Source organism: Agromyces sp. Y182, from assembly GCF_059445385.1.
Window position 1 is genome coordinate 2,118,915 of sequence record NZ_JCAIUF010000001.1, and the last position, 19,766, is coordinate 2,138,680.

Sequence of the window (19,766 nt, forward strand, 5' to 3'; positions counted from 1 at the left end):
ACTCGCGTGACGGGTGCCGCAGCGACGCGCACCTGCCGTCGCCGCCGCCGCGAGGCATCCATCAGTCGTCGTCGCCCGAGTCCTTCTTGTTGCCCTTGTCGTCGTTGCCGTTGCCCTTGTTACCCTTGTTGCCCTTGTCGTCGCTGTTGCCGGGCCCACCGTCGTCGTCGTCACCGTCGCTGGCCGGGTCGGGGGTCGGGGTGGGCGTCGTCGCGACTTCAGCCGCCTCGAGGTCGGCTTGCACCAGCGCGAGCGCCTCGCGGATCTCCTGCGCCTGCTCGGCGCCGATCGTGCCGTCGTCGACAGCGTCGTCGACATCCTGCTCGAGCAGCGTGAGCGCGGCGATCGCGCCGACGTGGTCGCCGGCCGCCGCACGCTCGGCGACTTGTACGACCGATGCGTGGAGGTCGGCGCTGACGGCGTCGGGAGACTGGGTGCACGCGGAGAGCCCGAACGCGAGTGTCGCGGCGATCGCGCCTGCCGTGACGACCGCGTGCATCCGTACCCGGCGGCTCATCGGGTCACCGCTTCGTCGAGCCGTTCGAGGTGTACGCCGAGTTCGCCGGGCAGGCTCGGCAGCGGCTCGGCGGGCGTGGTCGGCGGCGACGTCAGGCTGGCGATCGCGGGCGGCACGAGCAGCACCGCGCCGACGGCGATGACGGCGAGCAGGGCGATCGAGATCGCAGGGCGCACCCAGCGGCGCGGCGTCGAGGGGGCCGGATGCATCGCGGCGGCGACAGCCCGAGCCGCGACCGCGTCATCGTCGTCGGCGCCGGACGCCGCGCGGGCGGCGCCTGCGCGGGCACGGGACCGCGCGCCATCCCGCGCGCCATCGTTGATCACCGTCGTCGCGGTTGACTCCGCGGCTGCGGCGTCTGCGGCGTCTGCGTGGCCCGGCCCCGCGGGCAGCACCTTCGTGAGGGCGTCGGATGGCTCGTGCGTCGCCGCCGCGTGCCCTGCCGCACCTGGCGCCGCCGCTTCCGATCCGTCGAGCCGACTCGCGCGCAGTGCGACGTCGAGCGCCGACGGGCGAGCGTTCACGTCGCGCGCGGTCATCGCCCGCAGCAGTGCGACCCAATCGGCTCCGAGCGCGTCGGGGATCTCGGGATCGCGCACGAGCCGCGCACTCGTCGACTCGCTCGCCGGCCCCGGGAAGGCCTGTTGCCCGGTGCGCGCCTCGAGCAGCAGCAGTCCGAGCGAGTAGACATCGGCCGCGGTGCCGGGGGCGTCGCCGCCCACCTGCTCGGGGCTGAGGTAGCCGGGCGTGCCGACGAAGGCTCCGGTGCGGGTGAGGCGGGCGTCGTCGATCAGCCGGGCGATGCCGAAATCGGCGAGCTTCGCGTTCCAGCGACGCGTCGGCAGATGCGACCGCGAGAGCAGAATGTTCGCGGGCTTCACGTCGCGGTGCACGATGCCGCGTTCGTGGATCACGTGCAACGCCTCTGCGACGTCGGCGGCCAGCCCCGCGGCATCCGCTGGGCTCAACGGGCCGATGCGCAGGGTCTGGCGCAGGTCGCGCCCCTCGACGAGTTCCATGACGAGGTATTCGCGGCCGCTGGCGTCGTCACGGCCGGCATCGTAGAGCCGCACGAGCGCGCGGTGCTCGACGCTCGCGAGCAGCGCCGTCTCCGATCGGCGCCGCGCGTCGTCGTCGATGCCTTCGGCTGCTTCGGCGAAGACCTTCACCGCGACCGATCTGCCGAGGCTCAGGTCGGCACCGCGATAGACGCTCGCCACGCCGCCGCGCCCGATGAGGGTGCCGAGACGGTAGCGACCGCCGAGCGTGATGCCCGTGAACGGGTCTCCCGCGGGTCGGTCGTGGGTGCTGGTCACACTCGAGGGTAACCGCGGCGGCTGGGAGGCGTTGCGAAGATCAGGGTGTCCGGCTCGGCCCGAGAAGATCGGCCCGGCCCTAGAAGATCATCGGCCGATCGTCGTCGTCTTCGCCGAGGGCGAGTTCGACGAGCACCGGCACGTGGTCGCTCGGGGCGTCGCCCTTGCGCTCGTTGCGGTGGATGGAGGCATCCGTCACGGCCTCTGCGAACGCCGCCGAACCGAGGATGAAGTCGATGCGCATGCCCTCGTTGCGCGGGAATTTCAGCTGCTTGTAGTCCCAGTAGGTGTAGCCCTCGGGGATGCGCGGGCGAACCACGTCGGTGACCCCGGCGTTCTCGAGGGTGAAGAACGCCTGCCGCTCGGCCGGCGAGACGTGGGTCGACTGCCCCTCGACGACCGCGGGGTCGCCATTGTCTGCATCGAGCGGCGCGATGTTGAAGTCGCCCATGAGCGCGAACGGCACTTCAGGCCGAGCGGATGTCTCGGCGCGCGTGTATTCGGTGAGCGCCGCGAGCCAGTCGAGCTTGTAGGTGTAGTGCGGGTCGTCGAGCGAGCGGCCGTTCGGAACGTAGAGGCTCCACACCCGCACGCCGTCGACCGTCGCGCCGATCGCCCGCGCCTCTTGGGGTTGGTCGGGGCCCTCGAGCCCCTTGAGGAATCCCGGCATGCCGGGGAAGGATGTCTCGACCTCAGCGATCGGTGATCGACTCGCGATCGCGACGCCGTTCCACTGGTTCAGCCCGTGGATCGCGACCTCGTAGCCGGCCGCCTCGAACGCCTCGAGCGGGAATTGCTCGGGCTTGCACTTGATCTCCTGCATCGCGAGCACGTCGACGTCTTCGCGCACCATCCAATCGACGGTGCGCCCCACTCGGGCGCGGATCGAGTTGACGTTCCAAGTGGCGATGCGCATGTGCCAAGCCTATTCGCGAGCGGTGACACCCCACGCGCCGATGTTCACATGCCGCGGCGCTCACGATCGCCTCGTCGCGAGCTTCGGCACGACGATCCAGAGCAGCGCGGCGAACACGAGCGCGATGCCGAGCGCGACGAACCCCGCGGTGCGATTGAGAGCCAGCTCGAAGATGAGCCCCGCGACGCCGGCCGCGAGGAGCGACGCGACCACCAGGTGCGCGAGAAGCAGCCGGTTGCCGCGCTGCACGATCCGCTCCTTCTGCTGTCGCCCGAACAACTGCCGGTGCAGAATGACGGGCGCGAGCCCCAGCAGGGTTGCCGCGCAGGCGAGTGAGACGAGCACGAGGTAGAGCGCGAGCTGGTAGCTGTCGAGGTCGGTGAAGCGCGACTGAAACGCCGCCGCGAGCAGGAATCCCGTGATGATCTGGGTGCCGGTCTGGGTGGCTCGCAACTCTTGGAGGATGTCGCTCCAGTTGCGGTCGAGGCGTTCGATGCGAGTCTCGTCGCGCCCGTCGTCGCGGTTGTCGGCTTCGGGGTCGCTGGCCATACGCGATCGTAACGCAGCGCGCGGGCGGTGTGGCGGGTCTCGATACGCGCACTTCGCTCGCCACTCGACCGGTGAAGCTGCGAAGATCGGAGCAACGCGAATCCAAGGGGTGGCCGTGAAGTTCAGCATCGAAGGCGTCGAGGGCATGCCCGAGATCACGAAAGGCGCCGACCTCGCCGCGCTCATCGCCGACGCGGCCGATCTCGAGAGCGGCGACATCCTCGTCATCACCTCGAAGATCGTCTCGAAAGCCGAGGGGCGCATCGTGGCGGCCGGCGACCGCGAGCAGGCCATCACCGACGAGACGGTGCGCGTCGTCGCGACCCGAACCTTCGACGGTGGCGTGACCCGCATCGTCGAGAACCGTCAGGGCATCATCGGCGCCGCGGCGGGCGTCGATGCGTCGAACTCGCCCGACGGCACGGTGCTGCTGCTGCCGGTCGACCCGGATGCCTCGGCGAGGGCGCTGGCCACCGGCATCCGTGCGCTCACCGGCGCCCATGTCGGCATCATTCTCTCCGACACCCTCGGCCGCCCGTGGCGCGAGGGCCAGACCGACCTCGCGATCGGCGCGGCGGGCGTGCAGGTCTTCGACGATCTGCGCGGTTCGACGGATGCCTCCGGCAAGCCGCTCTCGGTCACGATGCCGTGCGTGGCCGACGAGCTCGCGGGCGCCGCCGAGCTCGTGAAGGGCAAGTCGTCGGCCGTGCCCGTGGCCGTCGTTCGGGGCCTCGGGCATCTCGTGGGCGACCTCGACCTGCCCGGCGCGCGTTCGATCCAGCGGCCCGCCGAGCGCGACCTGTTCCGGGTCGGCGCCGACGAGGCGTACAACGAGGGCTACCGCGACGGCTTCGACGAGTCGCAGGCCGAGGGCTCGCTCGCCCAGTAGTGCCCGTCTCCTCACCTCACCTCACCTTCTCCTCACCTTCTCCTCACCTTCTCCTCACCTTCTCTTCTCTTCTCTTCTCTTCTCTTCTCTTCTCTTCTCTTCTCTTCTCTTCTCTTCTCTTCTCTTCTCTTCTCTCTTCTCTCTTCTCTCTTCTCTCTTCTCTCTTCTCTCTTCTCTCTTCTCTCTTCTCTCTTCTCTCTTCTCTCTTCTCTCTTCTCTCTTCTCTCTTCTCTCTTCTCTCTTCCCTTCTTCTCTCTTCTCTCTTCTCCTCCTCTCCTCCTCACCTCCTCACCTCCTCACCTCCTCACCTCCTCACCTCTCCTCCACCCGGGCCTGCCGGGGGGCCCACGACCTTTTGCGCGCTCACGGGCGTTCGCAGAGATCGTCGGCCGGCAAAAGGTCGTGGGCGGTGGCGCATCCGCATGCGGACGAGCGCGTTCGGGCGCCGACGTGCGCGGGCATGCCGGATGCAGGGGAGGATGGAGGGGTGTCAGCACACATCGGCTACGCCGCGATGCTCGAGCGGTTCCCGCCCGCCGAGGCGGTTGCCCTCAGTGCGCTCGCCGAGTCGCACGGCTTCTCGGGCGTCATGGCGAGCGACCACTTCCAGCCATGGGTTCCCGCGCAAGGGGAGTCCTCGTTCGTGTGGAGCGTGCTCGGCGCGGTCGGTGAACGCACGCGCGGCGACTTCGGCCCGGGCGTGACGACACCGGGCTTCCGGATGCATCCGGCCGTCGTCGCCCAGGCGAGCGCGACGCTCGGGGCGATGTATCCAGGGCGGCACTGGCTCGGACTCGGCTCGGGCGAGGCGCTGAACGAGCACGTCGTGGGGCCGTACTGGCCGGAGGCCCCCGAGCGCATCAACCGCATGTTCGAGGCGGTCGACGTGATCAAGAAGCTCTTCGCGGGCTCGCTCGCCGGGCGCGACGTGCGTCATGCCGGCCAGTACTTCAAGCTCGAGGCCACACGGCTGTGGACCATGCCGGCGGTGCCGCCCGAGATTCTCGTCGCGGCATCCGGCCCGGTGACGGCCAAGCGTGCCGGCCGCACCGTCGACGGCATGATCACGACGGGCGCGCCCGTCGACAAGCTCGCGCCGCTGCTCACCCGCTTCCGGGAGGGTGCGCGCGAGGCCGGCCGCGACGCGGCCCGCATGCCCAAGGTGTTGCAGCTGCATCTCTCGTGGGCGGCCACCGATGAGGAGGCGATGCGCAACGCGCTCACCGAGTGGCCGAATGGCGGGCTGCGCATCCCGCGAGGCGACATCCGCTCGCCGTTCGAGTTCGAGCAGCTCGCCCGCACGGTGCGCCCCGAGGATTTCGGGGGTCGCATGGTCGTCTCTGCCGACCCCGACGTGCATCGCGCCGACATCCAGCGCCACCTCGACCTCGGCTTCGACCGCATCTACCTGCACAACGCGGGTCGCGACCAGGCTCGGTTCCTCGAGGTCTTCGGCCGCGACGTGCTCCCGGGGCTCCGGGCGTGAGCCGGGCAGCGGATGTCGCGTGGCCGCCCGCCTCGTGGACGGTCGTGATCCCCGTGAAAGCGCCCGCCGGTGCGAAGACCAGGCTCGCCGCGGCGGTGCTGCCCGAGGCCCGCGAGGCGCTTGCCCGCGCGTTCGCCCTCGATACGATCGCCGCCACGATCGCCGCCCGCACGGTCGCGCGAGTCATCGTCGTCGGCGACGACCCGTCGCTCGCCGGCGCGGCCGAGTTCTTGGCGGAGCCCGCCGACCCGCCGCGGAGCCTCACCCGGGCGATCCGGCACGGCATCGCCTACGCGGGGTCGAATGCCGAAGCGGTCGATCGGCGCAACGTCGCCGTGCTGCTCGGCGACCTCCCGGCCCTGCGGCCCGAAGAACTCGATGCGGCGCTCGGCGCAGCGGCGCGGCATCCGCTCGCCTTCGTGCGTGACGCCGACGGCACCGGCACAACGCTCGTGACCGCGTCGGCCGGCGCGACGCTGCGGCCGCTCTTCGGTGCGGACTCGGCGGCGCGGCATGCCGCTGCCGGGTTCTTCGAGCTCGAGGCATCCGTCGGTCTCACTCGCGACGTCGACACGATCGAGGCGCTCGCCGAAGCCCTCGCCCTCGGCGTCGGCGAGCTCACTCGCGAGGCCGCGTCTCGACTTCCATTGCGCGGCGGGGCGGACACTCCCTAGTCTCGGGGCATGGATCACCCTGAGGACATCGAAGACGTCGTGCCCGATCGGGCTGCTGCGGTACCCGCGGCCCCTCCCATTCCCGCCGGCGCCGGCGCGGTCGCCGGCAGCGCCGTTGTCTCGATCGTGCTCGCGTTCGTCGCTCTCGCCGCGGCCCTCGCCGGTCCGATCGCGATCATCCCCGCCGTCGTGGGCATCGTCGTCTCGCTTCGCGCACGGGTACAACTGCAGGGCTCGCCGTACCGCGGGTACGGCATCTCGCTCGTGGCGTTCATGATCTGCGTCGGCGTCTTCGCCTGGGTGGCCGTGCCGCTCATCGCGCCGCTCGTGTCGGTGCTGTCGTTCGCCGTGCTCTGAGCGACTGTTCGCGGTGCTCTGAACGACCTCGGTTTGTTCGGGTCCTGACCTCGTGCATCGTGAAAGGATCGGAGCATGACGCTCACACTCGGATACAAGGCCTCAGCCGAGCAGTTCGCCCCGCGCGAGCTCGTCGAGATCGCCGTCGCGGCCGAAGGCAACGGCTTCGAGTCGGTCTTCACGAGCGATCACTTCCAGCCCTGGCGGCACGACGGCGGTCACGCGCCGTTCTCGCTCACCTGGATCGCCGCCGTCGGCGAGCGCACCTCGACGATCAAGATCGGCACGAGCGTCATGACGCCGACGTTCCGCTACAACCCGGCGGTGCTCGCGCAAGCGTTCGCGAGCCTCGGCTGCCTCTACCCTGGGCGCATCATCGCAGGCTTCGGCACGGGCGAGGCGCTCAACGAGATCGCGACGGGCTTCCGCGGTGCGGGCGAGCAGGAGTGGCCGGCGTTCAAGGAGCGGTTCGCGCGCCTCCGCGAATCGGTGCGGCTCATGCGCGCACTCTGGACCGATGACGAGCAGGTGAGTTTCGAGGGCGAGTACTACTCCACTCACGACGCGTCGATCTACGACCGGCCGGATGTCCCGGTGCCCGTGTACATCGCAGCAGGCGGCCCGACCGTCGCGAAGTACGCGGGTCGCGCGGGCGACGGGTTCATCTGCACCTCGGGCAAGGGCATGGAGCTCTACACCGAGCAGCTGATCCCCGCGGTGAAAGAGGGTGTCGAGGCATCCGCTCGCTCGTACGACGATCTCGACCGCATGATCGAGATCAAGCTCTCGTACGACACCGACGCCACGGCCGCGCTCGAGAACACGCGGTTCTGGTCGCCGCTCTCGCTCACGCCCGAGCAGAAGCACTCCATCACCGACCCCGTCGAGATGGAACGGGCCGCCGACGCGCTGCCGATCGAGCAGATCGCCAAGCGCTGGATCGTCGGCAGCGACCCCGACGAGGTCGTCGCCTCGATCAAGACCTACGTCGACGCCGGGTTCAACCACCTCGTCTTCCACGCGCCCGGCCACGACCAGGCCCGCTTCCAGGAGCTCTTCGCACGCGATCTCGCGCCGCGACTCCGGGCGCTGTAGGCACTGCCGTAGCTGCGGATCAGTGCAGGCGGGGCCGGTTCACGCTCGGCGGCAACGCGCAGTAGTCGTAGAAGAAACGGGTCGGCGACGATTCGTCGGTGACATCGACGATGACGGATGCCCCGGAGTGCGGCAACTCGTCGCCGGCGAGCAGCCACAACGAGAAGTGCCAGGCGCCGCGCACCCCGTCGTCGAGCAGTCCCCGACCGTCGACGACGAGCACCGCGTCGTCGGATGCGCCGGGCAGGGTGCCCGCCCGGAACGGCTCGATCGTGTCGGCACGCAGCGTCGCCTCGCCGGCGGAGCTGCCGCTGCCGGCGTCGCCGCGGCCTCTGCTGATGTCGCCGACGGACGCGCGCACGACCGTCTGTCCGCGCGCGGCGAGCACCTCAGCGAGGTCGTCGGCGAAGCGCACGGCATCGGCTGTCGCCGCGGCCTCGACCGCGATGAGTCGGCGCCCGCGCGGCGCATTGTGCAGGAACTCGTCGGCGATGCCGACGAGCAGTTCGTCGCGGGGCTGCGCCTCGTAGGCCGTTCGCGTCATCCCCTCAGGCTACGCGCGGCAGCGCCGACAGGCAGCGCTCAGCGCACCGGTTTGACCACCAGGCCGGTGCCGCCGCCTCGGCGGACCGGTTCGGCGGCGGCGGTCATCAGCCCGTTCGGGTTGACTTCGATCGCCGCTGCAGCACCGATCTGCGCAGCGGAGGTGAACTGGTCGCCCGATGGCACGAGCACTTGGCCGTATGGAGCGAGCGCAGCCTGGTACGCGGCGATGAACTCGGGTTCGGCCGGCGTGACCGCGGCGTTGCGTTGCGACGCGCGCGGCGCTGCCACCGCTTCGGGCAGAGTCATACCGAGGTCGATGCGGTTCATGAGGATCTGCAGCACCGTCGTGATGATCGTCGCCCCGCCGGGCGAGCCGAGCACGAACCGCACGGCGCCGTCTTCGAGCACGATCGTGGGCGAGATGGACGAACGCGGGCGCTTGCCCGGCTCGATGCGGTTCGGGTCCGACGCGTTGTAGACGGCGCTGAAGTCGGTCAGTTCGTTGTTCAGCAGGAACCCGCGGCCCGGCACGGTCATCGCCGAGCCGCCGGTCTGCTCGATCGTCAGCGTGTAGGCGACCGCGTTGCCCCACTTGTCGACGACCGAGAGGTGCGTCGTCGAGACGTTCTCGGTGTCGGCCGCCTCTTCGAGGGCGACGGCCTCGCATCCCACCCCGTCGGGTGCGCCGGCGGGCACCGGCCGGGTCGACGCGAACGCCGGGTCGATCGTGCAATCGCGGGCGTCGGCGAACTCCTGGCTGAGCAGCGTCTCGGTGGGAACGTCGACGAACGCCGGGTCGCCGACATACGCGCCGCGGTCGGCGAACGCCCGGGCCGTCGCCTCGAAGTAGAGGTGCAGGCTCTGGCCGATCTCGGCCGACGACAAGTCATGGTTCTCGAGGATGTTCAGCGCCTCGCCGACGGTCGTGCCGCCCGATGACGACGGCGCGATGCCGTACACGTCGAGGCCGCGGTACTCCACGTGCGTCGGCTCCTGCTCGACGACCGAGTACGCCGCGAGGTCGTCGGTCGTGAGGGTACCGGCCGGCGCAGGCAGCGGCGAGGCCGGGTCTTTGCGCGGATGCTGCACGACGTCGGCGATCTCGCCCGCGAGCCGGCCCGAGTAGAACGCGTCGGTACCGCGCACCGCGATGAGCGCGAGCGTCTTCGCGAGATCGCGATTGCGGAACTTCGTGCCGACCTGCGGGGCGTCGCCGCCGGGCAGGAACAGCTTCGCCGTGTCGGGGAACGCAGCGAACCGCGCCTTGTTGTCGAGCGTCTGGTTGCGGAAGGTCTCGTCGACCGTGAATCCTGTCGCCGCGAGCAGGATCGAGGGGGCGAGCATGAGAGAGAGCGGCTTCGTGCCGAACCGGTCGAGCGCGGACTCCCAGGTGGCGAGGGTGCCGGGAACGCCGACCGAGACACCGGATGACACGAGCTCGGGCGTGAACCGATACGGCTGGCCCGTCGCGGGGTCGATGAAGGCGTCGGTCGTCATCGCGGCGGGCGCCGTCTCGCGCCCGTCGATCGTGCTCACCTCGCCCGTCGCTGCGTCGAAGTACACGAAGTACCCGCCGCCGCCGATGCCGGCGCTGTACGGCTCGGTGACGCCGAGCGCCGCCGCGGTCGCGACCGCGGCATCCGCCGCGTTGCCGCCGAGACGGAGCACCTCGACGCCGATCCTGCTCGCCGAGGCGTCGACCGACGAGACCGCGCCGCCGTACCCCGTCGACGTGGACCGGGTCGGCGACGACGTCGACCCGGGGGGCGCGGTCGCGACGGAGTTCGCCGCCGGCGGCGCCGCGAGCGACTGGGCCGATGCCGGCGCGGCCGTGGCGACGATGCCGACTGCGAGTGCGCCGGCGAGCGCGAGCGCCAGGTTGCGGCGTGCGGAGTGGCGGTGGACGACGACGTTGACGTTGACCATGAGATCCCCCTCGAACCGGGTACGACGGCTCGATCTCCCTCACGCTAGACCCGGGCGGGCGGGGCGGCAACGCATGCTGCACGAACGCCCGCGACACCGACGCCGCTACACCACGGGCCGGCTCGACCAGCCGCTGCTGCGACCGCTCAATTCCGAATCGAGCGTCTCCTGCGCGAGCTGCATGGATCGGACGTAGCGCTCCTCGGAGAATCGCCTGCCCATCTCATCGGGTGCGACATCTTCGACGTGCTGCACCACCCACCAGATGTTGCCGAGCGGATCGCGGAGGCGGCCGCCCCGATCGCCCCACGCGGCGTCGTCGAGTTCGGTGACGACCTTCGCGCCGGCTGCAACGCCCCGCTCGAACACCGCTGCTACGTCGTCGACGAACACGCGGAGCATCGCCGGGGTCGACGGCCAGTCGGGCCGCGAGTCGAACGCGAGCAGCCAGGTGTCGCCGATGCGCAGTTCGGCATGCCCGATGCCTCCGTCTTCCGTGGGAACTCGGGCGATCTCGACGGCACCGAACACGTCGCTCACGAAATCGAGCAGTCTCGTCGTGTCGGGTGTGACGATCCACGTCTGCACGGAACGGTTGCTTCCAGGGTTCAGGTCTTCGGTTTCCATGTGGACGACGTTACGGAAGCGCGCGGTCAGTTTCTGTCCGGTTTCAGTGAGAGGTCTCGATGCCGTGCCGTTCCGTGTCGTGTCCGAGATCCTGAGTGTTGCCCACAGATCAGCTCCGGATGCCGCGGGCAGGCGTAGCCTGAATGCATGCGCCCTCGCGATACCGGGGCGTCCCGCAGGCTCAGCCGCTGGATTCCCGCCATTGCCGTGCCGATCGCGATCGGCGTCGGCGTCGTGCTCGTGCCGCTTTCGGCCAATGCTGCTGTCGATCTGCCCGATCTGTCGCCCGCTGAGTTGCTCGAGTTCGCCGCGTCGAGCGAGGTCGATGCGCTCTCGGGCACGGTCGAGCAGACCTCCGAGCTCGGTCTGCCCGACCTGTCGGGTCTCACGGGCGCGATGGGCGGCCCGGGCGGGCAGTCAGGTGCGGGCGACGGTGCGGACGGGACATCCGCCACCGACCTCGACGACCTGATCTCGCTCGCCACGGGTACTCACACCGCGCGGGTCTACCTCGACGACACGAACGCGCGACTGCAAGTGCTCGACGCACTCGCCGAGCGCAACGTGTACGTCTCTGACACGGGCGCCTGGATTTACGACTCCGCTGAGAACGCAGCGACGCACATCACCCTGCCCGACGGCACCGACCTCGAAGCGCTCGAACACGAAGCGAAGCACCACGCCGATGAGGCTCGGGCCCGCCTCGAAGCAGAGACCGGCACACCGATGCCGACGCCTGAGCAATTCCTCGACCAGGCGCTCGCGCGACTCGACGAGACGACCGAGGTCTCCGTCGGCACCGACGCGCGCGTCGCCGGTCGCGAGGCCTACGAGCTCGTGCTCGAGCCGCGCGACACCGACACGCTCATCGGCGAGATCTCGGTCGCGATCGACGGCGAGACGGGCGTCGCGCTCGCCGCGTCGATCACCGCCCGCGGCGCTGACGAGCCCGCCTTCAGCGTCGCCTTCACCGACATCTCCTTCGATGCGCCGGATGCTTCGGTGTTCGCGTTCACTCCGCCCGAGGGCACGACCGTGACCGAGCAGGTCGTGCCGATTCCGACCGCCGCAGAGCTCGAGCAGTGGAAGGCCGAGGCAGAGTCCGAGACGACCGGCGAGCGGATGCCGCAGCCGATCGTGCACGGCGAGGGCTGGTCGACCGTGGTCGAGTTGCCGATGAGCGCCGACGGCGCTGCAGGCCTCGGCGCCGAGGCATCCCTTCGACAGGATCAGGACGGCGCCGCGATGCTCGGCTCGCTCACCGAACCCGTCGACGGCGGGCGCATCCTCACGACCTCCCTCGTGACCGTGCTCTTCACTGACGACGGCCGAGTGCTCGCCGGCGCGGTGACCGCCGACCGCCTGCTCGACGCCGCCGCGACCGGTCGCTGACGGGCAGCAGGCGCGTGCCCGAACTCGCGATCGAGACGCACGGCCTCACCAAGCGTTTCCGCTCGCAGCTCGCCGTCGACGGCATCGACCTCGCGGTGCCGCAAGGGGCGGTGTTCGGGTTTCTCGGGCCGAACGGATCGGGCAAGACCACGACGATCCGCATGCTCCTCGGCCTCGTCGCGGCGACCGCGGGCGATGCCCGCCTGCTCGGGGCAGAGATGCCGCGGCACGTCGACTCGGTGCTGCCTCGCGTCGGTGCGCTCGTCGAGGGGCCGGCATTCTCGCCGTACCTCTCGGGCGCGGCGAACCTGCACCGATTCGACGCCGCCGACCGGCACGCCCCGCGACGCACCCGCGCAGCGCGCGTCGCCGATGCGCTCGATCGCGTCGGCCTCTCGCACGCCGCGCAGAAGAAGGTGCACGCCTACTCCCTCGGCATGAAGCAGCGGCTCGGGCTCGCGAACGCGCTGCTCATGCGGCGCGAACTGCTCGTGCTCGACGAGCCCACCAATGGCCTCGACCCGCAGGGCACCCGCGAGGTGCGCGCGCTGATCCGCTCGCTCGCGAACGACGGCACGACGGTGTTCGTATCGAGCCACCTGCTCGCAGAGGTGGAGCAGGTGTGCTCCCACGTCGGGGTGATGAGCGCCGGGCGTCTCGTCGCCCAGGGAACGCTCGACGAGTTCCGCAGTGACGGCGAGGCGCGGGTGCTCGTGCGTACGCCGGATGCGGCCGGTGCTCGCGAGGTGCTGGCGCGACTTGGGCTCGTCGATGACGGCGACACCGCGGGCGATGGGCTCGTGGCCGCCCGCCTCGGTGCGACGACGGCCCCTGCCGAGTCGATCGTGACCGCGCTCGTCGCGGCGGGTGTGCGAGTGCGCGGGTTCGAGCTCGAGCGCGTGAGCCTCGAGCAGCGGTTCATGGATCTCACCGGCGAGGGGTTCGACGTTGTCGAGTGACGCGGCGGCGGCCACCCCCGCTGGTCGAGGAGGCCGCGAAGCTGCCGTCTCGAGACCGACCATGGGCGGCGGTACGCTCTCCCTGCTCGGCTCCGAACTCCTCACCCTGTTCCGTCGCCGCCGCACCTGGGCGATGCTCGGCGCGCTCGCACTCATCCCGATCCTGATCGCCGTCGCCATCCGCGTCGCGGGCGATTCGCCGAGTGGCCGCGGCCCCGCTTTCCTCGACCAGATCACGAACAACGGTCTCTTCGTCGGGGTCACCGCGATCACCGTCGCGATTCCGCTGTTCCTGCCGCTCACGATCGGGGTGGTCGCGGGCGACTCGATCGCCGGCGAGGCGAGCCACGGCACTCTGCGCTACCTGCTCATCGCGCCGGCCGGGCGCATCCGGCTGCTCCTCGTCAAGTACGCGGCGGCCGCGGTGTTCTGCGCGGCCGCGACCCTCACGGTCGTGGTGGTCGGCACGCTCATCGGCTGGGTGCTCTTCCCGATCGGGCCCGTGACGCTGCTCTCGGGTGCGTCGGTGAGCGTCGGTGACGGTCTCCTCCGGTTCCTCGCGATCGCCGCATACGTCACCGTCTCCCTCCTCGGCCTGTCGGCGATCGGCCTGTTCCTCTCGACGCTCACGACCGTGCCCGTCGGTGCAATGGCGGCGACGGCGATCCTCGCGGTGGTGGCGCAGATCATGGGCGCGCTGCCGCAGCTCGAGTGGCTGCATCCGTGGCTCTTCACCCACTACTGGCTCGGCTTCGCCGACCTGCTGCGCGCGCCGCCGGTGTGGGACTCGTTCGCCGACAACGCGCTGCTGCAGGCCGGCTATATCGCGGTGTTCGGCGCGCTCGCGATCGGCCGGTTCCTCACGAAGGACGTGCTGTCGTGAGACGACGTTCGATCCGGGTTCTCACGACCGATCGAATCGATCCACCTTCTCGCCGCTGATCGGCTGGGCGATCGGAGTGGTCGATCGAGGCCATGTCTCGCAGCGCGTCGGACCGGGCACCAGCGGGTTCTGACGCGCTCGGCGCGAGTGACTCACCCCGGCGTTGGCGCCGCGCGCACCTGCCGATCGCCGGCGACACCCGAGTAGGCGATGAGCGGTCTCCCGGTCGACGGGTGCTCGAGCACTTCGACGTCCACACCCCAGACCTCGCGGATGAGCCCGGGCACGAGCACGTCAGCAGGTGCTCCGGATGCCACGACGCGACCGCTCTCGAGCACGATCACGTGATCCGCGTACGCGGCCGCGAGCCCGAGGTCGTGCAGGGCGGCGAGCACCGTGCGACCGCTCGACGCGAGCGCGCGCAAGAGCTCGAGACTCGTGAGCTGCGCCCGCACGTCGAGGTGATTGGTCGGCTCGTCGAGCAGCAGCAGGCGGGGTTCCTGTGCGAGGGCCCGGGCGAGGTTCACCCGCTGGCGCTCGCCGCCGGAGAGTGACGAGAACGGGCGGTCGGCGATCGCCTCGAGCCCGAGCGCGGCGAGCGACTCGGCCACCACGGCCCGGTCTCGGTCTCCGAGTCCCGACCACGCGCCGAGGTGCGGGGTGCGGCCGAGTGCGACGACCTCGTCGACCCGCAGCTCAGGGGAGTCGTGGGTCTCCTGCTCGGCGAGCGCGACGAGCCGGGCCCGGTCGCGTCGGCGCAGGCCGGCGAGATCGTTGCCGTCGAACGCGAGCGCACCGGCATCCGCTCGGTCGAGCCCGGCGATGAGATGCAACAGCGTGGACTTGCCCGCGCCGTTCGGGCCGAGCAGCGCGCCGAGGCGGCCCGCCGGAACCGTGACGTCGACGCCGTCGATGACGAGGCGCCCGGTGCGCGTGAAGTGCACACCCGAGGCGTCGAGGCCGGGGCGATCGCCTGGGCCGGTCATCGCAGGCTCCGGTTCCGCAGCAGCAGCACGGCGAACACCGGCCCGCCGATGAGCGCGGTGAGGATGCCGACGGGCAGCTCCCGCGGGTCGAAGAGCGTGCGCGCGCCGGTGTCGGCCCAGATGAGGAAGATCGCCCCGGCGAGCGCCGAGAGCGGCAGGAGCGAGCGGTGCCGAGAGCCGACGAGCAAGCGCACGGCGTGCGGCAGCACGAGCCCGACGAACCCGATCGAGCCGCTCACGGCGACGAGCGCACCCGTGAGCAGCGCCGTGCCGCCGAGCAGCAGCCATCGGCTGCGGGTGACGTGCACGCCGAGCGCGGCGGCGGCGGTGTCGCCGAACGCGAACGCGTCGAGCGTCTTCGCGCTCGTGAGCAGCGGCACCCCGATCACGACGACCGCGCCGCCGGCGATCGCGACGGACACCCAGTCGGTGCCGGCGAGCGAGCCGAGCAGCCAGTTGAGAATCTCACGGTAGCTGTCGCCGGTCGCGCTCCAGAAGATCACGAGGCTCGTGAGGGCGCCGAACACCGACGACACGGCGAGCCCGGCGAGCACGGTCTTCGTGGGAGAGAGGCCGCCGGCCGCTCGCGCGAGGGCGAGCGTCGCGACGAGCGCCACGACGGCGCCGGCGAACGCGGCGAACGGCAGCAGGAGCCCGACCCCGAGCACGATGACGACGACGGCGCCGACCGAGGCGCCCGACGAGAGTCCGAGCAGGTACGGGTCGGCGAGGGGGTTGCGGGTGAGTGCCTGCATGACCGCGCCGCAGAGCGCGAGACCGGCGCCGACCGCCGCAGCGGTGAGCACCCGCGGCATCCGCAGCTCCCACACGATGCCGTCGCGAAGCGGCGTGAGCGTCGGCTCGCCGACACCGAGGTGAGCGAGCACGCTCGCCCAGACGTCGGCGGGGCTGAGGCCGGCCGGGCCGATCGTGACGGCCACGATGATCGAGATGACGAGCAGCACGGCGAGGCCGAGCGCCCACGCGGCGGTGCGACCGCCGCGCCCCAGTTCCGGTGGTCGAGTAGGACGCTCAGCGCTCGTATCGAGACCCGGCGACCCGAGGTTCGGAGCGGGGGTCTCGATACGCTCGCTGGCGCTCGCTACTCGACCAGCGATGCCCGGAACGGCGCGCTCGTTCATCAGTCGAGCGTTCCGAGTTGCTCCACGAGCGAGGCGACCGCGCCGACGTTGCGCACGCCCGCCTCGGAGGCGGGGAAGTCGACGATCAGGTAACGCTGCTGCTGCACGGCGGGCAGGGCGGCGGTCGCCGGGCTCGACTCGAGGTGGGCGATCTTCTGCTCGGCGGTGTTCCACGCGGCGTCGACGAGCACGATCACGTCGGGGTTCGCGGCGACGATCGTTTCCCAGCCCATCGAGGTCCAGGTGTCATCGACGTCGGCAGCGATGTTCTCGAGCCCGGCGGCCGACATGATCATCTGCGGGGCGCCGATGCCGGCCCCGACGAACGGGGTGTCGTCGCCCGAGCTGTACCAGAGCGCCGTGAGGCCGTCGGCGTTCGCCTCGATCGCGTCGAGCTCGGCGCGCTGCGACGCCACGAGCTCTGCCGCGGCATCCGGAACCCCGAAGATGTCGCCGGCCTCCTCGAACTCGCGGAAGATCTCATCGAAGGTCAGCGGCATCGGCATGTAGCCCTCGCCCTTGCAAGCGGCGGGCGCGACGTACGTGGTGACCCCGAGCTTCGCGAGGGTCTCGCGGTCGCCGGCGCCTTCAGCGGAGAGGTTCGACTCCCAGCCGGCGAAGACGAGGTCGGGTTCGGCCGCCAGAGTGACCTCTTGCGAGGGCACCTTGTCGGAGAGCACTGCGAGGTCGGATGCCTCGGCGGCGAATTCCTCGGGCACGGCGCCGTCGCTGAACGCCGTACCGATGACGCGGTCGCCGATTCCGAGGGCGAGGAGCAGCTCGAGCGTCGAGGACTTGATCGTGACGACCCGCTCGGGTGCGGCGTCGAACGTGACCTCGGTGCCGCAGTTGTCGATCGTGAGCGGGAACGCGCCGCCTTCGTCGACGGGTGCTGCGGCGTCGGGGCTCGCCGTCGAGGTGGCCGCGCACCCCGCGAGGAGCAGGGCGGCGACGATCGGTGCGGCGAGGACAGCGGAGCGGCGACCGCGGCGGCTGGTTCGGGTGCCGGATGGGGCGGGTGCAGCGGGCATGAGGCCTCCGGGAGTGCGTGCGGATGGATCCGACGAGGTCGGCGACACACGGCCCAATCCCGGGCCATCACGACCGGTGAAAGCACACCGGCGGTCGTGTTCATCCTATGCCTCAACAGGTCGCGCGAGGGGTGGCGGGTCGGGCAACACGAATCACTCGGCGGCGGGCGCGCGTTACGACCGCTGACCCGCGCCGAGGTCGATGGCGGCGCCGGCGAGGGCGGCCGAGGTGTCGAGGTCGTGCATCCAGAGCGGGGCGGATGCCGCGTGCAGCCCGGTCTCTTCGAGGGATGCGGTCGCCGCGGCATCCGCTTCGTCGACGAGCCAGGCATCGAGCAGGCCGCCGGCCGACCTCGTGCCGTAGTGCCGCCCGACGGCCTCGGCGGTCGTCTCGACGCCGATCGCGGTGAGGCACGCATCGGCCATGCCGCGCACGACCTTGCCGCCGATGATCGGCGAGACGCCCACGACTGGCGCGTGCGTCTCGGCGAGGGCTTCCCGCATGCCGGGAACGGCCACGATCGTGCCGATCGACACGACAGGGTTCGACGGGGCGATGAGCACGAGGTCTGCGCCGACGATCGCCTCGACGACACCGGGCGCCGGGCGCGCATCCTCGATATTCCGCTGCTGGAATGCGAGCGCGGGCAGAGCGGCGCGGTACCTCGTCCACCACTCTTGGAAGTGCATCTCGCGCTCGCCGGTGGGGTCGTCGGCATCGGCGACGAGCACGTGGGTGTCGACCTCGGAGTCGGTCGCCGGTATCAGTCGCACGCCGAGCGGCCAGCGCTGCTGGAGGCGATGCGCCACCTCGCTCGGCGTGAGGCCCTCGCGAAGCCAGGCTGTGCGCGCCAGGTGCGTGCCGAGGTCGAGGTCGCCGAGCGTGAACCACGGCCAGCCCACGCCCCACTCGCGCAGTTCGGCGGCGACGCGCTCGCTCTCGCCGGCACGGCCCCAGCCGCGCTCGGTGTCGTTCACGCCCGCGAGCGAGTACAGCAGCGAATCGAAGTCGGGCATGAGTCGAACCCCGGCGAGCCAGAGGTCGTCACCGGTGTTCACGATCACGGTGACGGATGCCTCGGTGCCGCCGTGGCCGTCGGGCCAGCGCCGGGCGCACTCCTCGCGCACGCCGCGCACGAACCGCGAGCCTCCGACTCCGCCCGCGAGCACCGTGATCTGCACCCTGCCAGCCTATGGTCACGAGCAGGGAGAGGGCGCCGCGATCAGGCCGCCGCGTCAGCGGCTCGCATGGGGATCTCGTCGATCGAGCGGTAGACGGGGATGCCGCGCGACTCGGCGATCCGCACGTCTTCGTCGGCCCCGGCCGAGGCGCCCTCGAGTCGCAGCACGGCGTCGCAGTGCTGCAGGAGTCGGTGGGCGGTGGCGTACATGACGTCGCCGTCGAGGCTCGCCGGGTCGGTCGCGGCGACTCGGTCGGCCGGGCCGGCCGTTGCCGGGGCATCCGTCGACGCGACCCGCAGGATCGGAAGCGCGACCCACTCCCCGATCACGGGAACGTGGCCGCGCTGGTAGATGGGCCAGGAGGCTTCTTCGAGGCGCTCGAGATTGCGCGCGATCAGGGCGGGGTCGCCGTCGGTGCCTGAACGGTACGGGCCGGCGATGAGGATGAGCAGTGGTTTCGACATGCTGGCCACCATAACGTGCAAGAATGGGTAGAAACAAGGAGGAACGTGCATGCTCGCTGCTCAGCGCCGTGAACTGCTGCTCGAGCGGCTGCATCGAGACGGTCGAATCGTGGCCGCCGAGATCGCCGCCGAGCTCGACATCTCCGAAGACTCGATCCGACGAGACTTGCGGGAGCTCGCGGCCGCCGGTCTGTGCCAACGCGTCTACGGCGGGGCTTTGCCGGCATCGCCCGCGGTCGGGCCGTACGCGGCACGCACCTCGATCGAACCCGAGAGCAAGCACCGCATCGCGCAGACAGCCGCACGACTCGTCTCCCCGGGGGCCACGGTGCTGCTCGACGGTGGCACGAGCACCCTCGCACTCGTGGAAGCGTTGCCGCGTTCGCTCCACGCGACGGTCATCACGCACAGCCCGACCATCGCGGTGGCACTCGCCGAGCACGAGCACATCGAGCTGCAGCTCATCGGTGGACGCGTGTACCGGCACTCGATGGTCACGTGCGGGGCGATCGCCGTCGAGGCGCTGCGCGACGTGAGCGCCGACCTGTTCTTCCTCGGTGTCACCGGCGTGCATGCCGAAGCAGGGCTCACCACGGGCGACGCCGAGGAGGCGGCGATGAAGCGAGCGCTCGCGCGCTCGGCCGCGGAGACCTACGTGCTCGCGAGCACCGAGAAGATCGGCGCCGCTTCGACCTACCGGGTGCTGCCGCTCGACAAGGTGGCGGGGGTGGTCACCGATGCGGATGCCGCTGCCACAGCGATGCGGGAGCTCGATCAGGCGGGAGTCCGCCTCATCCCGGCGCGCTGACGCCCGATCCCGACTCGGCGC

At 70.8% G+C, this 19,766-nt stretch carries 22 protein-coding genes; 9 read left to right on the top strand and 13 right to left on the bottom strand.

Annotated features, from left to right (window positions below; translation table 11 throughout):
- Window positions 1-61 precede the first annotated feature (61 nt).
- From AC1C2R_RS09815 to AC1C2R_RS09830, 4 genes are all read right to left on the bottom strand, one after another.
- The gene (locus AC1C2R_RS09815; protein WP_495379796.1) at window positions 62-517 is read right to left on the bottom strand and encodes a hypothetical protein; all 456 of its coding nucleotides are present in this window, start codon (window positions 515-517) and stop codon (window positions 62-64) included.
- A complete protein-coding gene (locus AC1C2R_RS09820; RefSeq protein ID WP_495379797.1) occupies window positions 514-1,833 on the bottom strand; it encodes a serine/threonine-protein kinase in 1,320 nt (439 codons plus the stop codon). The genes AC1C2R_RS09815 and AC1C2R_RS09820 overlap by 4 nt, the downstream gene beginning before the upstream one ends.
- Before the next feature lie 79 nt (window positions 1,834-1,912).
- Window positions 1,913-2,749 carry an exodeoxyribonuclease III gene (locus tag AC1C2R_RS09825; RefSeq protein ID WP_495352292.1) on the bottom strand — a complete coding sequence of 279 codons (837 nt, stop codon included), beginning with the start codon at window positions 2,747-2,749 and terminating at the stop codon, window positions 1,913-1,915.
- A gap of 60 nt (window positions 2,750-2,809) precedes the next feature.
- Window positions 2,810-3,298, bottom strand: coding sequence for a DUF6328 family protein (locus AC1C2R_RS09830; RefSeq protein ID WP_495379798.1), 489 nt, complete (start codon window positions 3,296-3,298; stop codon window positions 2,810-2,812).
- Between the two features lie 115 nt (window positions 3,299-3,413).
- Between AC1C2R_RS09830 and cofE the strand changes: the two genes are divergently transcribed.
- Window positions 3,414-4,187, top strand: a complete 774-nt coding sequence (gene cofE / locus AC1C2R_RS09835; RefSeq protein WP_495352294.1) for a coenzyme F420-0:L-glutamate ligase — start codon at window positions 3,414-3,416, stop codon at window positions 4,185-4,187.
- Window positions 4,188-4,219: 32 nt separating this feature from the next.
- Here the strand turns inward: cofE and AC1C2R_RS09840 are convergent, their stop codons facing one another.
- Window positions 4,220-4,471, bottom strand: a complete 252-nt coding sequence (locus tag AC1C2R_RS09840) for a hypothetical protein (protein WP_495379799.1) — start codon at window positions 4,469-4,471, stop codon at window positions 4,220-4,222.
- A 203-nt stretch (window positions 4,472-4,674) separates the two neighbouring features.
- Between AC1C2R_RS09840 and AC1C2R_RS09845 the strand changes: the two genes are divergently transcribed.
- The 4 genes from AC1C2R_RS09845 (at window position 4,675) to fgd (ending at window position 7,799) form a co-directional block, all read left to right on the top strand.
- Window positions 4,675-5,673: a TIGR03557 family F420-dependent LLM class oxidoreductase gene (locus AC1C2R_RS09845; RefSeq protein ID WP_495352296.1), complete on the top strand. Its 999-nt coding sequence runs from the start codon at window positions 4,675-4,677 to the stop codon at window positions 5,671-5,673.
- Window positions 5,670-6,347 carry a 2-phospho-L-lactate guanylyltransferase gene (cofC, locus tag AC1C2R_RS09850; protein ID WP_495352297.1) on the top strand — a complete coding sequence of 226 codons (678 nt, stop codon included), beginning with the start codon at window positions 5,670-5,672 and terminating at the stop codon, window positions 6,345-6,347. Before AC1C2R_RS09845 ends, cofC begins: the two co-directional genes overlap by 4 nt.
- Before the next feature lie 9 nt (window positions 6,348-6,356).
- Window positions 6,357-6,704 (top strand): hypothetical protein, encoded by a 348-nt coding sequence (locus AC1C2R_RS09855; RefSeq protein ID WP_495379800.1) that lies wholly within the window; start codon window positions 6,357-6,359, stop codon window positions 6,702-6,704.
- A 75-nt stretch (window positions 6,705-6,779) separates the two neighbouring features.
- Entirely contained in the window at window positions 6,780-7,799 is a 1,020-nt protein-coding gene (gene fgd / locus AC1C2R_RS09860) for a glucose-6-phosphate dehydrogenase (coenzyme-F420) (RefSeq protein ID WP_495352299.1), read from the top strand.
- Between the two features lie 19 nt (window positions 7,800-7,818).
- Here fgd and AC1C2R_RS09865 read toward each other — a convergent pair whose 3' ends face one another.
- The 3 genes from AC1C2R_RS09865 to AC1C2R_RS09875 all read right to left on the bottom strand — a co-directional run bounded on the left by AC1C2R_RS09865 (window position 7,819) and on the right by AC1C2R_RS09875 (window position 10,898).
- Window positions 7,819-8,343 carry a nucleoside/nucleotide kinase family protein gene (locus AC1C2R_RS09865; protein ID WP_495379801.1) on the bottom strand — a complete coding sequence of 175 codons (525 nt, stop codon included), beginning with the start codon at window positions 8,341-8,343 and terminating at the stop codon, window positions 7,819-7,821.
- Between the two features lie 38 nt (window positions 8,344-8,381).
- Entirely contained in the window at window positions 8,382-10,271 is a 1,890-nt protein-coding gene (ggt, locus tag AC1C2R_RS09870) for a gamma-glutamyltransferase (RefSeq protein WP_495379802.1), read from the bottom strand.
- A 105-nt stretch (window positions 10,272-10,376) separates the two neighbouring features.
- A complete protein-coding gene (locus tag AC1C2R_RS09875; protein ID WP_495352302.1) occupies window positions 10,377-10,898 on the bottom strand; it encodes a VOC family protein in 522 nt (173 codons plus the stop codon).
- A gap of 147 nt (window positions 10,899-11,045) precedes the next feature.
- Here AC1C2R_RS09875 and AC1C2R_RS09880 point away from each other — a divergent pair, with 147 nt between their 5' ends.
- From AC1C2R_RS09880 to AC1C2R_RS09890, 3 genes are all read left to right on the top strand, one after another.
- A complete protein-coding gene (locus tag AC1C2R_RS09880; protein ID WP_495379803.1) occupies window positions 11,046-12,290 on the top strand; it encodes a LolA family protein in 1,245 nt (414 codons plus the stop codon).
- The gene (locus tag AC1C2R_RS09885; protein WP_495380393.1) at window positions 12,287-13,249 is read left to right on the top strand and encodes an ABC transporter ATP-binding protein; all 963 of its coding nucleotides are present in this window, start codon (window positions 12,287-12,289) and stop codon (window positions 13,247-13,249) included. The genes AC1C2R_RS09880 and AC1C2R_RS09885 overlap by 4 nt, the downstream gene beginning before the upstream one ends.
- A gap of 61 nt (window positions 13,250-13,310) precedes the next feature.
- Window positions 13,311-14,132 carry an ABC transporter permease gene (locus tag AC1C2R_RS09890; RefSeq protein ID WP_495352304.1) on the top strand — a complete coding sequence of 274 codons (822 nt, stop codon included), beginning with the start codon at window positions 13,311-13,313 and terminating at the stop codon, window positions 14,130-14,132.
- A 152-nt stretch (window positions 14,133-14,284) separates the two neighbouring features.
- Here AC1C2R_RS09890 and AC1C2R_RS09895 read toward each other — a convergent pair whose 3' ends face one another.
- The 5 genes from AC1C2R_RS09895 to AC1C2R_RS09915 form a co-directional block, all read right to left on the bottom strand.
- Window positions 14,285-15,118 carry an ABC transporter ATP-binding protein gene (locus AC1C2R_RS09895; protein WP_495379804.1) on the bottom strand — a complete coding sequence of 278 codons (834 nt, stop codon included), beginning with the start codon at window positions 15,116-15,118 and terminating at the stop codon, window positions 14,285-14,287.
- Window positions 15,115-16,260 carry a putative F420-0 ABC transporter permease subunit gene (locus AC1C2R_RS09900; RefSeq protein ID WP_495379805.1) on the bottom strand — a complete coding sequence of 382 codons (1,146 nt, stop codon included), beginning with the start codon at window positions 16,258-16,260 and terminating at the stop codon, window positions 15,115-15,117. Before AC1C2R_RS09900 ends, AC1C2R_RS09895 begins: the two co-directional genes overlap by 4 nt.
- A complete protein-coding gene (locus tag AC1C2R_RS09905; RefSeq protein ID WP_495379806.1) occupies window positions 16,260-17,291 on the bottom strand; it encodes a putative F420-0 ABC transporter substrate-binding protein in 1,032 nt (343 codons plus the stop codon). The genes AC1C2R_RS09900 and AC1C2R_RS09905 overlap by 1 nt, the downstream gene beginning before the upstream one ends.
- 174 nt (window positions 17,292-17,465) lie before the next feature.
- A complete protein-coding gene (cofD, locus tag AC1C2R_RS09910; protein ID WP_495379807.1) occupies window positions 17,466-18,473 on the bottom strand; it encodes a 2-phospho-L-lactate transferase in 1,008 nt (335 codons plus the stop codon).
- A 41-nt stretch (window positions 18,474-18,514) separates the two neighbouring features.
- Window positions 18,515-18,937, bottom strand: a complete 423-nt coding sequence (locus AC1C2R_RS09915; RefSeq protein ID WP_495379808.1) for a DUF4406 domain-containing protein — start codon at window positions 18,935-18,937, stop codon at window positions 18,515-18,517.
- 49 nt (window positions 18,938-18,986) lie between these two features.
- Between AC1C2R_RS09915 and AC1C2R_RS09920 the strand changes: the two genes are divergently transcribed.
- A complete protein-coding gene (locus AC1C2R_RS09920) occupies window positions 18,987-19,745 on the top strand; it encodes a DeoR/GlpR family DNA-binding transcription regulator (protein ID WP_495379809.1) in 759 nt (252 codons plus the stop codon).
- Window positions 19,746-19,766 lie beyond the last annotated feature (21 nt).